Below are 13,659 nucleotides of genomic sequence, written 5' to 3'. Positions count from 1 at the left end.
TTACTTTACCTTGGCCCCCGGTTCTATGTCGTTTTCCACCGTGACGAGAGTGAGTTTATCCTTCGTCGATGCAGCAAGGAGCATACCCTGGGATTCCACCCCTCTGAGTTTCGCGGGCTTTAAGTTTGCCACCACAACGATCTTCTTCCCGACCAGTTCTTCGGGGGTGTAATGCTTTGCTATGCCGGCGACTATCTGCCGCTCTTCTTCCCCTATCTTCACCTTGAGTTTTAGGAGCTTATCGGCTCCCTCGATCCTTTCGGCCTCCAGCACCACCGCCACCCGAAGGTCTATTTTAGCAAAGTCGTCTATCGTTATCAGGCCTTCCCGGCTTTCGTCGCGGTTTACCGCTGTATCTTTCTGCTCCACAGCTTTTGCCTCCTTCCCTGATGCGGATTTGTTTTCTATTCTCGGGAATATTATCCGTTTCCCGCCTATCTTCAAGCCTGCGGGCAGACGTCCCCATTTGCGGACGCTTTCCCAGGTGAAAAGGCCTTCGTCGGCGATGCCCAGCTGCCGCCTGATTTCCCCTGACGTATTGGGCATTACCGGGGATATGTGCACCGATATGATGCGGAGGGCTTCCGCCAGGTTATAGATTACCGTTGCCAGGCGCTCCTTTTTGGCCGGGTCTTTCGCCAGGGTCCAGGGCGCCGTCTCGTCGATGTACTTGTTGGCCCTTCCGATGAACTTCCAGATCTCTTTTAGGGCTTCGGTGATTTCAAGCCCGTTTATGAGGTTCTCCAGTCGGTCCGGCAGCCCTTCGGCTAAGGCGATGAGTTCATGGTCCGGTCCTTCGGAAAGCCCCGGAGCCGGTATATAGCCGCTGTAGAACTTCTCGATCATGGTGACCGTGCGCGAAAGCAGATTGCCCAGGTCGTTGGCCAGGTCAGCGTTGTATCTCTCTACAAGGCCCGGTTCTCCCACCGCACCGTCCTGGCCGTAGGGCAGTTCGCGCAGCAGGTAGTAGCGCACCACATCTGGCCCGTATTTTTCCGCCAGGGCAAAGGGGTCCACCACGTTACCCAGGCTCTTGGACATCTTCCGCCCGTCGGGGCCCAGCAGGAAGCCGCCCACGTTCAGGTGGCGGTACAGCGGAATCCCGGCGGATTTGAGCATCGTGGGCCAGAATACGGCGTGGGGTTTTAATATATCCTTGCCTACAAGGTGCCAGGCGTGAGTCCAGAACCGGTGGTATTTTTCACCATCAGGGTAACCCAGGGCGGAGACGTAGTTCAAGAGCGCGTCGAACCAGACGTAGGTGACGTGGTCCTCGTCCCAGGGCAGCGGAATCCCCCAGGGAACCCGCTGGCGGGGCCGGGATATGGAAAGATCGCCTACCGGCTCCGAGAGCATCGAAAGTACCTCGTTCCGGTATCCTTCGGGGCGGATGAAATCCGGATTGGCCTGGATGTAGTCCCTCAGCCATTCCCGGTACTTCTCCATGCGGAAGAAGTAGTTGCCCTCCCGCCTCCTTTCCGGCACCGTGCCGTGGTCGGGGCAGCGGCCGTCGACCAGCTCCTTCTCAGTGAGGAAGCGCTCGCACCCCACGCAGTATAGGCCCTCGTACTCGCCGTAATAGATATCTCCGGCGTCGTAAACCTTTTGGAGCACATACTGCACTACTTTTTTGTGCCTCTCATCCGTGGTGCGGATGAAGTCATCGTACTCGATGCAGAGCTTTTCCCAGGCTTCCCTGAAACGGGCGCTCACCCGGTCGACAAAGGCCTGAGGTTCCTCCCCGTTCTTCTGAGCAGCCTGAGCTATCTTCTCGCCGTGCTCGTCGGTACCGGTGAGGAAAAAGGTGTCGTACCCGGCGAGCCGGTGCCAGCGGGCCAGGAAATCGGCCACGATGGTGGTGTAAGCGTGGCCTATGTGCGGCTGGGCGTTGACGTAGTAAATGGGGGTTGTAATGTAAAAGATCCTGTCTTTCATCATCGTCCCTCCCAAATTTCGATTCTGCAGTACCGTTACCCATTTTGCTCTCATTAAAAAACCCCCGCCCCATGAAGGGGCGGGGGCATACCCGCGGTACCACCCTAATTCGCCTTTAAGGCCTCTGAGGTTTTAACGGACCTGGCCGTCACCGCCTACTTTTCATTTCAGCGGCACAAGCTCGGGGGCCATGTTCGGCAGGGTTCTCGGTACCGGCTCTCACCTTCCCCGGCTCTCTTTAACCGCATTCCCTGCTTACTCTTCCCGTCATCGCCTTTTTGTATTGCATAATATAATAGCACGGCCGGAATATATTGTCAAGTTCAGGAGTGGTACATTGCCCCAAAGGGGGTTTCCGTCTTTTTTAGCCTGCCGCTCTTCACCAGGTTGTCAAGGCTTTCCTTAAGTGTCTTTACCTCCAATTTTAATTCCGGCGCATCGGTATTTATGGCCTGGAGCACCTGCAACAGGTTTGTGTCGTAAACGGGAAGATGCGGCTCTAAAAGTCCGAAAAGCTTTTCTTCGGCGCTCACCCTGTAACGCTTTAGCTCGTCGAAGGGGTTCAGGGTATGCGGGCTCCTGGTATACGGGTACCTCACCCTTATGGCCACGGTCCTCCCGAAAAGCGGCGAGGAAACGAAGGCGTCGCCGGACGGCAGGTACGGGAGCCGCCGCGCCTCTTCCGCTCCTATATCGGTCTCTTCGGTGATGGTGGCAATGTCGTGGCCCCTCACCGTCCTGAAGATTATTTTCGTGTTGAGCTGGGCGGTCACCGTCTCATCCAGCAGCGTCGGCCTCTGGGTGGCCAGCACCAGAAAGACCCCGTATTTCCTGCCTTCTTGAGCAATCTCGGTTATCACGCCCTTGCTGGCGGCATCCCTCCCCTTGGGGGCGAAATTGTGGGCCTCATCGGTGGCTATCACAAAGGGCGGGAAGTAATCGGCAGTGTTCTGTCCCCTGAGCTCGCCGTCCTTGTAATCCCGCCTCGCCCTGTAAAGGTTGGAAAGGAGGTATGTAGAGAACACCTGCAGCAGCCAGATGGGACCCTGTATAACCGCCAGCTTGCCCGACAGCAGTGCTTCCTTCACCGGCTTTATGTCGTAATTGAATATGCCCGAAGCGTGGAGCCGCCTCAGCCTCCAGGCTATACCCTGCACCGACACCAGCGGTATGTTGGGGTATTCCTCTATGAGCTCCTTCATTTTTTTATATTTTTCCCTCTCCGCCGGCTCCAAATCCTGCTGCAGCATCTTTTCTATCCTGATCCGCCCCAGCTCAAGGGCCTCGGCCAGCAGCTCCAGGCGTGAAGAAAAGCTAATGAAAGTGTCACCCCTGCGGTGCAGGATCTCCACGGCGCTGCTCATGGCCTCGGTCAGGGGCTTTACAGCGGACAGTAGGTCCAAAAGGTCCCTTTTCCCGAGAGCCAGGAATTCCACGCCGATATCTTCGCCGATCTGAAATTTTCTAAAAGCGCCCCTGAAATCGGGCGCGCCTTCCAGCCCTTCTTCCATCGCAGAAAAATCCATCTCGTAATGGGGATCCAGAATTATCGAGGGGATTCCTTTCATCATGAGCTCTTCCATTATGACCCGAAGTCCGTAGGATTTGCCAGAACCGGACCCGCCGAAAATACCAATGTGCGGGTACTGCTGGAAGGACTTCAGGTCCAGCAGGAAGGGCACGTTTCTGGTCCTGTACCTTTCCCCTCTGGAGTAGACGTAAAAAAGGCCCTTTAAGTTTTCGTCCATGGTTGAAGCCGTTTCCTCGGTGTTTTTTATCTCCCCCAGGGCAAGCCCGCCTTCTGCGTCAGACCTGACCAGAAAATCCCTCACCTCCGAAAACTCCGGGAGATGCGCTTTAGCCCCGGTAGTCACCGGGAAGCTGGCCTCGGTCATAAGCTTGACCCTCGCTATATTTATCTCGTCCTCGCTGATGGAGTATCCCAGGCGCTCCAGGGACTCCAGCACCCGGGCGTCGATAAAGTCGTGGTTTATGGAAAGGGGTATGAAGCGGTTGTAAGAATTGGCCTCCACCACCTCGCCTATAAGCGGGCCCTGGTAGGGGTCGTCTATCACCAGTATCTCGTTTATCCTAAACTTCCTTTCCTTGGAAGCCACAAAAATTTCCTGAGGAGTAGTAAGACCCACCACCTGCATCTTGGTTTCTCCTTTCACCATAGTTTCAAAAGTAAGCCGTGACCGATGGGATCCGAACCCGGCGCCGTATGCCTTTTCGTTTGAAACCAACACCTACGGACTGCGTTTCGCCCGCTTGGGCGTCAGGAATTCGGCGTAATCTTGCCCCAGGTACGTCTTTAAAAGCCCCTCTATGGTCGCGTCCGATATCTTCACCTTTTTGTCAATAAGGTCAAGCCAGAGGGGTATCCCTCTGCCGGATTCAGGGGTAAGGGTATATATCAGGTTTTCCACGAGCTCCAGGTGCTCGTACTGTTCCTCTAAAAGATCGATGCCGATGGGCTTGGGGTCACCGGAGGTGCGCATAAATACGGTGCGGAATCCCTCCTTAAAGCAGCCCGGCGCCACCTCCAGCCCTTCGCCTACGTCCATCACGCCGAAGAGTAGCTCCCAGTCGCAGGCCCCGGTCACGGCCTCGGGCAGGACGCCCTTGAGCGCCGAGCTTATGACCCGCGTGGATATACCTTCCACCACTCCGGCAAGTAAAGTGCCCGAATCCAGCGCCGCTTCCTTTAGCTTTTCCCAGAGATGTTTTGCCTCTATTTTCAGCCTCACCAGCGAACCGTCGATGAGCAGCACCGCAGGGCTGAATTTTTCTATAGCCGAAAGCGCCGCCCGGGCTTCCAGCCCTGCCAGGCTGGATTTCACCATCTCCTGGTATCCGGCTTCGTCCAAGGCTTCCTCAAAAAGAAGCGGGCACATTACTCGCTGAAAATATATTTCCTCTTGCGCAACGGTACTTTTCGCCATAGCCTGCTGCAGGGTTATGACGTACGGAAATATCCCCCCTGCACTGTTGGTGGAACCGTCCACACCGGCAATACCGCCCTTTTCCGCTATTTGCTCCAGCTCGATGTTAGACATTTTTCGACTTTTTGTAAACCTTCCCATGCCGCTCCCGGCTATATATGCCCTCATCGCAGCCCTATTGGGCCTTTGTTCCAGCCTTTTTCTAAGGGCTCCAGCCGCTTGCCGGAATTCGTTTTTCAAGCCTTCGTTTAGCTCCTGCAATCTGATCACTCCTGCGGGATAAAAAATCTCCCATCAATTTTCATACAATATTGACTTTTATTGGCAGCTTTGGTATCATTTTCTGAGGGGGCAATGTCGAAAAAAGTAAAAAGGGGGCATAAAACAAAGATGAAATCAACGGGTGTTGTCAGAAAAGTAGATGAACTGGGCCGGGTCGTTATCCCCATAGAGCTCAGGCGCACCCTGGATATCAGCGAAAAGGACGCTCTTGAAATCTATGTGGATACCGATAAGATAATCCTGAAGAAATACCAGCCCGGTTGTATATTCTGCGGAAGCGCAGAGAATGTAATCTCCTTCAAGGGCAAGAATATATGCGAAAAGTGCGCAGGTCAAATAGAACAAACGAAAAAAAATTAAAAGAAGAGACTTCTGTCTCTTCTCTTTTTTATTTTTAGCCAAAACTATACTACCTTAAATTTGGAGAATTGTCAACAATTTCCGTAACTTCCGCCCTCCATGAGCTCCCTAGAGCGGCGGGCGGCGCTGTTCACCGCCTGTATTATGCAATTGGTAAAGCCCATCTTCTCCAGGGTTTCTATACCCGCCATCGTCGTGCCTCCCGGCGACGTAACCTTTTTCCTAAGGCTCGCGGGGTGTTCTCCCGTCTCCTTTACCATCTTGGCAGCCCCAAGGACCGTCTGAACCGCAAGCTCATACGAAACCTCCCGGGGAAGACCCACCTTCACGCCGGCTTCGGTGAGGGCTTCCATCATAAGGTATACATAGGCGGGCCCGCTGCCCGAAAGGGCGGTAACCGCATCCATCCACTCTTCGTCCACTTCTATGACCTGGCCTACCGAGGAAAAAATCCTGAAGGCCTTTTCCAGGTCATCCCGTCCCGCATGACGTCCGGCAGTGATAGCGGTGGCCGACTCCTTCACCTGACACGATGTGTTTGGCATGGCTCTGATCACCCTTATCCGCTTCCCGGCAAATTCCTCAATCCGGGATGTGGTGATGCCGGCGGCCACCGAAATTATTGTGTGCTGCTCCTTCAAAAAATCTCTTATCTTCAGCATGACGCCTTTTACATCTGAGGGTTTTACAGCGATAATAAGCGTTTCGCATTCTCCAACCAGTCTGCCGTAGTCTCTAGTAGTGTTTACACCGTAGGTTTTTTCAAAAAATTTCAGGCGGTCATCGTCTTTCCTGTTTAGAACGAAGATATCCTCCGGCGCAAGCACCGAAGCGCTCAATATCCCCTTCAAAAGCGCTTCTGCCATGGAACCGGCTCCAAAAAATCCAAGCCTGTTGTACATAAGGTATCACCTCCCCGTATATCCCGCATAAACCAAAAACCCCTCCCCACAAAAAGCAGACCTCAGGCCGGCGCCTTAACATCACTCTCTTTCACTTTTCACCAGCAGCTTGTACGCTTCCCTTTTCGGAACCCCCAGTTCTTTCGCTGCTGTCTTCAGCGCCTGTTTTTTGTCCATTCCACGGCTCATGTAAGTCTTTATCTTTTCCAAAAGCAACCGCCTCGATCCTTCATCCTCCAGGTCAAGACCGCCCGTTTCACCTTTGTCACAGCTGGAGCCTTCCAGCACCAGCACGATTTCACCCCGGGGGGGCGCACTTTGGTACCTTATTATAGCCTCCTCGATCGAACCCCGGAAAAATTCCTCGTGAACCTTGGTCATCTCCCTGGCTACGGTTATTCTCCTGTTGCCGAGGATCTCCCGGATGTCCGAAAGAGCCTTTAAAAGCCGGTGGGGCGCTTCATAAATAACTATGGTCCTTTCCTCCTCTTTGAGCTCCGCCAGCCTTTTTTGCCTCTCTGTGGATTTTTGCGGGAGAAAGCCCTCGAAAACGAATTTGCCCGTGCTCAACCCCGACGCGGCGACGGCGCATATCACCGCCGACGGCCCGGGAAGCGGCACGACCCTGATCCCCGCTTCTACCGCTTTTTTTACCAGGTCTTCCCCCGGGTCGGAAATTCCCGGCGTGCCCGCATCCGAAACCAGAGCTACGCTTTTGCCAGCAAGAAGATCCGTTATGATTTCGTCGCCTTTTTTAGCCCTGTTGTGCTCCCGGTAGCTGGTGAGCGGCGTTTTTATGTCGTAATGGTTTAAAAGCTTTCTGGTAACCCTCGTATCCTCGGCGGCGATGTAATCGACTTCCTTTAAAACCCTTAAAACTCGAAGGGTAATGTCTTCAAGGTTTCCTATGGGCGTCGGGCAAAGGTAAAGGATCCCGGGCTCTTTTTTTTCAGCCATAAGCGGACATTCCTTTCTTTTATGGCAAGCAATCCGATAAAATAATTATAATATTTTTCCCGGACAAAATAAAATGGGCTTTTCCTGCAAAGAAAGCGCAAGATAATTTTCACCCTTGTAAATCCAGATATTGAAAGAGAACCGCGGAGTCCGCAGTCTTTCTTATTGTGGATAAATCTGTGGAAATTGTGTACATCTCTTTACAATTGAGCACCGAACGGGTATAATAGTGAAAATTTTATACCCATATTTTGCATGTTATGAGGAGGGGTCTTGCATGTTCACCGGTGAAAAGGTGAGGTTGAGGGCTTATCGAAAGGAAGACCTCGAAAAAGCGCTTCAATTTATCAATGACCCTGAAGTGAAGCGTTTTCTTGCTCCCGGCATTCCGTTCCCGCTGACGGAATCCGATGAAGAAAAATTTATCTCAAAGCAGAGCGGCTTCAACACCGATGCCTATTCTTTTGCCATCGAAACCCTGGAAGGAGAGTATATAGGCGGCTGCGGCATAAATAGTACCGACTGGAAGAACAGCGTCGCAGTAGTGGGAATCTTTATCGGCAATAAAGACTACTGGGGAAAGGGATACGGCACCGACGCCATGCGGGTCCTTTTGCGGTTCATCTTCGAGCAGATGAACATAAATAAAGTCAAACTCTTCGTCTACGACTTCAACAAGAGGGCAATCCGGTGCTACGAAAAATGCGGTTTCAAAGTGGAGGGAGTGCTGCGGCAGGAGATATACCGGGACGGCCGCTACCACGACGAGCTGGCCATGGGGATTCTGCGCAGCGAGTGGTTCGGCGCCGGAAATAAAAAGTAATTTGCTTGAAAGCATTAGCTGATGAAATATCAGCTTCGACCGCTCCGCTTAAAATTAAAAGGAAAAAGTTATTTTCCGTAGAATATATATATATAATAATGCACCCAAAAACATATATACCTGCTGGGGGAGCTTCGGCTGAGAGGAAACCCGGGCTTCGGGTTTCGACCCCTTGGACCTGACCAGGGTAATGCCTGCGTAGGGAAGCAGTCCGGTAGCGGTGCCCTGATTCCGGGGCACGAATCGAACTTTGCCCACCTATACAGGTGGGTCAATTTATTTTGAGGAGGAAAGATTTATGAAACTCGCCCTTACGATCGCCGGCTCCGATTCCGGAGGGGGAGCCGGAATTCAGGCTGATCTTAAGACTTTCAGCGCCCACGGAGTATTCGGGATGAGCGTCATAACCTCCGTCACCGCCCAGAACACGAAAGCGGTGATAGGCGTCGAGGACATCTCTCCGGAAATGGTTTACCTGCAGATAAAGGCCGTGTTCGAGGACCTTCCGCCCGATGCGGTTAAAATAGGAATGGTATCCTCTGCGAGCATAATAAGGTCCGTTGCGAAAGGCCTTGACGAATTCGGGCCGGAAAAGGTGGTGCTGGACCCGGTCATGATCTCGAAAAGCGGGCACGCCCTTTTGAAGCCCGACGCCGTCGAGGCCCTGAAGAGGGAGCTGCTTCCCAGGTGTCTTGTTGTTACTCCTAACATACCCGAGGCAAAAGCTCTGACAGGAATGAGTATAAAGGGCGTCGAGGATATGGAAAGGGCCGCTGAGAAAATTATGTCTTACGGCTGCCGGGCGGTTGTAGTCAAGGGAGGCCACCTGGAAGGCGATGCCGTGGACGTTTTCTTCGACGGCCGGGAATTTCACAGGCTCAAATCTGAGAGAATCTTTTCGAGAAACACTCACGGCACCGGTTGCACCTTTTCCTCGGCGATAGCGGCAAACCTGGCTCTGGGCCGTGACCTTTTTACAGCCGTCAAGCTCGCAAAGGAGTACATCACCGGCGCTATAAAAAATTCCATGGACATAGGCGGCGGCGCCGGACCCGTCCACCACTTCTACGAGCTGTACCGCAGGGCGGGACTGAACGTTTAGCCGAAGGGAGGTGAAGGTTTTGAAACCGGACTTTACACTCTATGCCGTTACCGAAAGGTCTTACCTTCATGGAAGGGACCTGGTCGAAGCCGTGGAGGAAGCCATAAGAGCCGGAATAACGGTGCTGCAGCTCAGGGAAAAGGACGCGCCGGGGAGGGAGTTTTACGAGCTGGCCCTCCGGCTCAGGGAGCTCACCAGAGTTTACGGTATCCCCTTTATTATTAACGACCGGGTGGACATAGCCCTGGCGGTGGACGCCGACGGCGTCCACGTGGGCCAGGAAGACATCCCGGCGGATGTGGCGAGAAAAATCATAGGACCCGGCAAAATCCTGGGCGTCTCTGCTAAAACCGTGGAAGAAGCTATAAGAGCCGAAAAAGACGGGGCCGATTACCTGGGAGTCGGCGCGATCTTCCCTTCCCCCACCAAGCCTTCGTCAGAGGCAATCGGCCTGGAAGGCCTGATAAAAATCAAAAACGCGGTTAAAATTCCGGTGGTTGCCATAGGGGGCATCACCGTGCAAAACGCCAATGAAGTTATGGCAACAGGAGTCGATGGCATCTGCTGCATTTCGGCGGTGTTCTGCGGTGACATAACCGAAAACGTCCGAGCCTTGAGACGGGCGATATCCCAATCATTTTTTATAGGGGATTTTTAACAGTTCCGGGATCGTCACGAACCGGTAGCCTTCCTTTTTCAGCGTTACGATGACATCCTTCAGGGCGGCTACGGACCCGCTGAGGTCTTCCCCGCCGCCTGCGGAATGTTGCAGTATTATGCTGCCTTCCCTGACGTTTTCCAGGATGTTGGTTTTCACCTGTTCGGCGGTAAGACTTTTCCAGTCCAGGGAATCCACGCTCCAGGCGATGACCTTATAGTTTAATTTGGCTATCTCTTTTACCCTTGCTTCATCGATGGATCCGTAGGGGGAACGGAAGAGGGCAGGGCGATATCCGGTAAGTTTGCTCAAAGTCTCTTCCGCCCTCAGTATTTCCCGGACCATATCCTCATTGTTCATTTTGATTATATTGGGGTGGCTCCAGGTATGGTTGCCTACCACGTGCCCCTCGCGCACCATTCTCCTTACCACGTCGGGAAAGAGTTCCGCCCTTTTGCCTACCAGAAAAAATGTGGCCTTTACGTTTTGTTCCTTCAAAACATCCAGGATTTGCGGGGTGTAGACCGAATCCGGACCGTCGTCGAAGGTCAGGGCTACCATCTTGACATTCCTGGGGCCTTCCCGGTAAAACAACTCCGGTAGTTTGGAACTCAGATCATCGATTTTGCGCTGGGGAAAACCCCGGTTGTCCCGCTCCGAGCCTCCGGCCAGTTTAAAGTGTTCCGTTATCTCCTTAGGGGAACGGGATTGATATTTAGGCGTTTGAAACTCCCGCCTGTTGGGGACTAACCGGAGTTCATAACCGTTGATATGCGCCCATAAAAGCAGGATACCAATTGCTATTAAGATCCCGGCGATCAGCGGTTTTCTCATTTTCCCACCTCAGGTATAGTTTGCCATAATTTCCCGGTATTATTACTCTTGCATTCGGAAAGTCTTTTTCCTACTGTAGTACAACTGATGCTCCGGCGAAAATATGATATAATACTGTAGTGCAATGCGAAGTGAACTAAAGGAGGCAGCGCATTTGACAGGACTAAAAGACTATATGGTCAGGGCTATCGACGAAGAGGCCGGAATTCTGGCCTTTGCCGCCCGCACTACGGAACTGGTGGAGAAGGCCAGGACCATCCACGGCTGTTCTCCTACAGCCACGGCAGCCCTGGGCCGGCTGCTCACAGCCGCGGCCATGATGGGTTCCATGCTCAAGGGCGAAGGGGATACGGTGACCGTGAGGGTGGACGGCGGCGGCCCCGCAGGACCCCTTATTGCCTTTTCGGATTCCAGGGGGAACGTGAAGGGATACATAGGTAACCCCTCGGCGGACCTCCCCCTTAACGAAAAGGGCAAGCTGGACGTGGGCGGTATAGTCGGCAGGGAAGGTACGCTTACGGTTATAAAGGACCTGGGGCTCAAAGAACCTTTCGTGGGACGGGTCCCCCTGATTTCTGGGGAAATTGCCGAAGACATCACCTATTACTTTGCCCGGTCCGAGCAGGTGCCCTCGGCGGTCAGCCTGGGCGTACTTGTAGACAGGGACCGGAGGGTAAGGGCGGCGGGCGGATTTATCATACAGCTTATGCCCGGCTCGACGGAAGAAACCGCAATTTTCATCGAGGAAAAAATTAAAGGCATGAAGCCGGTCACCGAACTCCTGGATGAGAAAAATTCTCCGGAGGACCTGATAAACTTGATACTCCCCGGATTTAAGCTGAGATTCCTGGCAAGCCAGCCTGTAAATTACAGTTGCTCCTGTTCCAGGGAAAGGTTGGAAGGTGTACTTTTAAACCTGGGCCGGGAAGAGGCGGAGGAAATCCTCAAAGCCCAAGGCCGGGTGGAGTTCGTCTGCCAGTACTGCAGGGAAAAGTACGAATTCACCGGCGAAGATGTGAGGCGGATCTTTGAGTCCGCTGAAAACCCGGCTTCTTGAGGAGATTAAGACGTTAAGTACCGCACCAGGTCAAAAATTAAGAGGCTGTCCTGAATTTTTAGGACAGCCTCTCAATTTTCGCAGCAAAGGATTACACCAGTCCCAGCGCCTGCAGGGTTTCCTTTATAGCCTCTTTCGTCTTTTCATCGGCCGGGGTAAGCGGCGGCCGCAGTCCCCCGACTTTAACGCCGATCATGTTCATGGCTTCCTTCACCGGGATGGGGTTTGTAACTATAAAGAGAACCTTGAAGAGGTCGAAAAGCTTCAGGTGAATTTCACGGGCCCTGTTCACATCGCCCTTTTCGAAGGACTCGATCATCTCTTTTATTTCCCGGCCCACGATGTGGGAGGCGACGCTGACTATGCCTTTTGCCCCGAGGGCGAGCATCGGCAACGTTAAACTGTCATCCCCGCTGTAGACAGTAAGATCTGGTGCCAGAAGCCTGGTCTTGCTGGTCTTATCCAGGTTGCCACCCGCATCCTTTACGGCAACGATATTTTTCACTTTGGACAGTTTCATCAAAGTCTCGGGTTCGATGGTGACCGCAGTCCTGCCGGGGACGTTGTACAGCATGACCGGTATGTCCACAGCCTCGGCTATCATCTTGAAGTGTTGATAGAGGCCCTCCTGCGTGGGTTTGTTGTAGTAGGGGCTCACCAGCAACAGGCCGTCTACCCCTATTTCTTGAGCCTTCAGCGACAGCTCGATGCTGTGGCGGGTATTATACGAACCCGTGCCCGCGATTATCTTTGCCCTTCCCCCGGCTACTTCCTTTGCCAGCTTGTAGAGGGTGAGTTTCTCTTCGTCGGAAAGGGTGGGGGATTCTCCGGTGGTGCCGGTGACTACCAGAGCGTCGCTGCCGTTTTTAATGAGGTGGTCCACCAGGTTCTCGAAGGCGGCGTAGTCCACGTTCAAGTCCCCGTCAAAAGGGGTGACCATGGCGGTTATGACTCGGCCGAAGTCCATAATAAATTCCTCCCCATATTATTTTAAAAAAACCGTACCCGTGCCTATTTTATTTTATTATATTCACCCGGGTGCCGGGTGTGAACGGTCCAATATAAAAAAAAGGGGCGGGTTTACCACCCCTACCTGTCGTCCCTGTTGTAAAGCCCGAATAACGCGATCAGCCTTAAAAGCTGCAGTACGGCCATAAGGGTGGCAGCCACATAGGTGAGTGCCGCGGCGCTCAGGACGCTTCGAACGGGCCCCACCTCGTCCGGGTAGATAAATCCCGCACCTTCCAGGGCGGCCACCGCCCTGCTGCTGGCGTTATATTCAACGGGCAGTGTTATCAACTGAAAGATAACAGCGGCGCTGAAAAACAGTATGCCGAGCGTCGCCAGGAATTCGGAACTAAACAGCAGCCCTATGAAGAAAAGGGGGAAGGCCATCTGAGATCCGATGCCAGCCAGAGGCACTATGGTATTTCTGAAAACCAGTGGCACATAGCCGATGTTGTGCTGGATAGCGTGGCCGCATTCATGGGCGGCAACGCCCAGGGCCGCCAGTGACCTTCCGTTATAAACATCCGGCGAGAGCCTCAGTACTTTGCGGCGCGGATCGTAATAGTCCGACAGCCTGCCGCCGGTCATCTCCACCGTTACGTCGTATATACCGTTCCTCCTTAAAAGCTCCCTGGCCACTTCAGCACCGGTCAGTCCTACCCTGGCCGGGACCCGGAGGTACCTCTCAAAGGTGGTGCTTACCTTGGCCTGGGCGTAAAAAGCCAGCACCAGCGCCGGTAACAATATAATCAACGTCGGATCGAAAAACCAGATGGGAAACATATCCGCACCTCCT

At 53.4% G+C, this 13,659-nt stretch carries 13 protein-coding genes, 1 riboswitch and 1 other annotated feature; of the genes, 5 read left to right on the top strand and 8 right to left on the bottom strand.

All coding sequences use genetic code 11. From position 1 onward, the window contains the following. From metG to TOCE_RS00135, 3 genes are all read right to left on the bottom strand, one after another. Positions 1 to 1,935 carry a methionine--tRNA ligase gene (metG, locus tag TOCE_RS00145; protein WP_013274877.1) on the bottom strand — a complete coding sequence of 645 codons (1,935 nt, stop codon included), beginning with the start codon at positions 1,933 to 1,935 and terminating at the stop codon, positions 1 to 3. Between the two features lie 72 nt (positions 1,936 to 2,007). Further along, positions 2,008 to 2,215, bottom strand: a binding site (T-box leader). Between the two features lie 43 nt (positions 2,216 to 2,258). After that, positions 2,259 to 4,091 carry an ATP-binding protein gene (locus TOCE_RS00140; protein WP_013274876.1) on the bottom strand — a complete coding sequence of 611 codons (1,833 nt, stop codon included), beginning with the start codon at positions 4,089 to 4,091 and terminating at the stop codon, positions 2,259 to 2,261. Positions 4,092 to 4,184: 93 nt separating this feature from the next. Beyond that, positions 4,185 to 5,150 carry a DNA double-strand break repair nuclease NurA gene (locus tag TOCE_RS00135; protein ID WP_425358468.1) on the bottom strand — a complete coding sequence of 322 codons (966 nt, stop codon included), beginning with the start codon at positions 5,148 to 5,150 and terminating at the stop codon, positions 4,185 to 4,187. Positions 5,151 to 5,270: 120 nt separating this feature from the next. Between TOCE_RS00135 and TOCE_RS00130 the strand changes: the two genes are divergently transcribed. Beyond that, entirely contained in the window at positions 5,271 to 5,522 is a 252-nt protein-coding gene (locus TOCE_RS00130; RefSeq protein ID WP_013274874.1) for an AbrB/MazE/SpoVT family DNA-binding domain-containing protein, read from the top strand. A gap of 71 nt (positions 5,523 to 5,593) precedes the next feature. Here TOCE_RS00130 and proC read toward each other — a convergent pair whose 3' ends face one another. After that, positions 5,594 to 6,424, bottom strand: a complete 831-nt coding sequence (proC, locus tag TOCE_RS00125; protein ID WP_013274873.1) for a pyrroline-5-carboxylate reductase — start codon at positions 6,422 to 6,424, stop codon at positions 5,594 to 5,596. Between the two features lie 81 nt (positions 6,425 to 6,505). Continuing rightward, the gene (gene rsmI, locus TOCE_RS00120) at positions 6,506 to 7,381 is read right to left on the bottom strand and encodes a 16S rRNA (cytidine(1402)-2'-O)-methyltransferase (RefSeq protein WP_013274872.1); all 876 of its coding nucleotides are present in this window, start codon (positions 7,379 to 7,381) and stop codon (positions 6,506 to 6,508) included. 277 nt (positions 7,382 to 7,658) lie between these two features. Between rsmI and TOCE_RS00115 the strand changes: the two genes are divergently transcribed. The 3 genes from TOCE_RS00115 to thiE all read left to right on the top strand — a co-directional run bounded on the left by TOCE_RS00115 (position 7,659) and on the right by thiE (position 9,964). Then, on the top strand, positions 7,659 to 8,204 hold the full coding sequence (locus TOCE_RS00115; protein ID WP_013274871.1) for a GNAT family N-acetyltransferase: 546 nt from the start codon (positions 7,659 to 7,661) through the stop codon (positions 8,202 to 8,204). 115 nt (positions 8,205 to 8,319) lie between these two features. Next, positions 8,320 to 8,426, top strand: a riboswitch (TPP riboswitch). A 76-nt stretch (positions 8,427 to 8,502) separates the two neighbouring features. Next, entirely contained in the window at positions 8,503 to 9,306 is an 804-nt protein-coding gene (gene thiD, locus TOCE_RS00105; protein WP_013274870.1) for a bifunctional hydroxymethylpyrimidine kinase/phosphomethylpyrimidine kinase, read from the top strand. 19 nt (positions 9,307 to 9,325) lie between these two features. Then, on the top strand, positions 9,326 to 9,964 hold the full coding sequence (gene thiE / locus TOCE_RS00100; RefSeq protein ID WP_013274869.1) for a thiamine phosphate synthase: 639 nt from the start codon (positions 9,326 to 9,328) through the stop codon (positions 9,962 to 9,964). Here thiE and TOCE_RS00095 read toward each other — a convergent pair. After that, the gene (locus TOCE_RS00095; RefSeq protein ID WP_013274868.1) at positions 9,941 to 10,798 is read right to left on the bottom strand and encodes a polysaccharide deacetylase family protein; all 858 of its coding nucleotides are present in this window, start codon (positions 10,796 to 10,798) and stop codon (positions 9,941 to 9,943) included. The genes thiE and TOCE_RS00095 overlap by 24 nt on opposite strands. Positions 10,799 to 10,952: 154 nt before the next feature. On the opposite strand from TOCE_RS00095, the gene hslO reads away from it, so the two are divergent. After that, a complete protein-coding gene (hslO, locus tag TOCE_RS00090) occupies positions 10,953 to 11,855 on the top strand; it encodes an Hsp33 family molecular chaperone HslO (protein ID WP_013274867.1) in 903 nt (300 codons plus the stop codon). A 91-nt stretch (positions 11,856 to 11,946) separates the two neighbouring features. On the opposite strand, the gene dapA is transcribed toward hslO, so the two are convergent. After that, entirely contained in the window at positions 11,947 to 12,822 is an 876-nt protein-coding gene (gene dapA / locus TOCE_RS00085) for a 4-hydroxy-tetrahydrodipicolinate synthase (RefSeq protein WP_013274866.1), read from the bottom strand. A 122-nt stretch (positions 12,823 to 12,944) separates the two neighbouring features. Beyond that, positions 12,945 to 13,646 (bottom strand): zinc metallopeptidase, encoded by a 702-nt coding sequence (locus tag TOCE_RS00080; RefSeq protein WP_013274865.1) that lies wholly within the window; start codon positions 13,644 to 13,646, stop codon positions 12,945 to 12,947. Between the last annotated feature and the right edge of the window lie 13 nt (positions 13,647 to 13,659).

The organism is Thermosediminibacter oceani DSM 16646, assembly GCF_000144645.1.
In the GTDB taxonomy this organism is placed as follows: domain Bacteria; phylum Bacillota; class Thermosediminibacteria; order Thermosediminibacterales; family Thermosediminibacteraceae; genus Thermosediminibacter; species Thermosediminibacter oceani.
The sequence above is the reverse complement of the archived record's forward strand: the minus strand, read 5'-3'. Positions and strand labels throughout refer to the sequence as shown.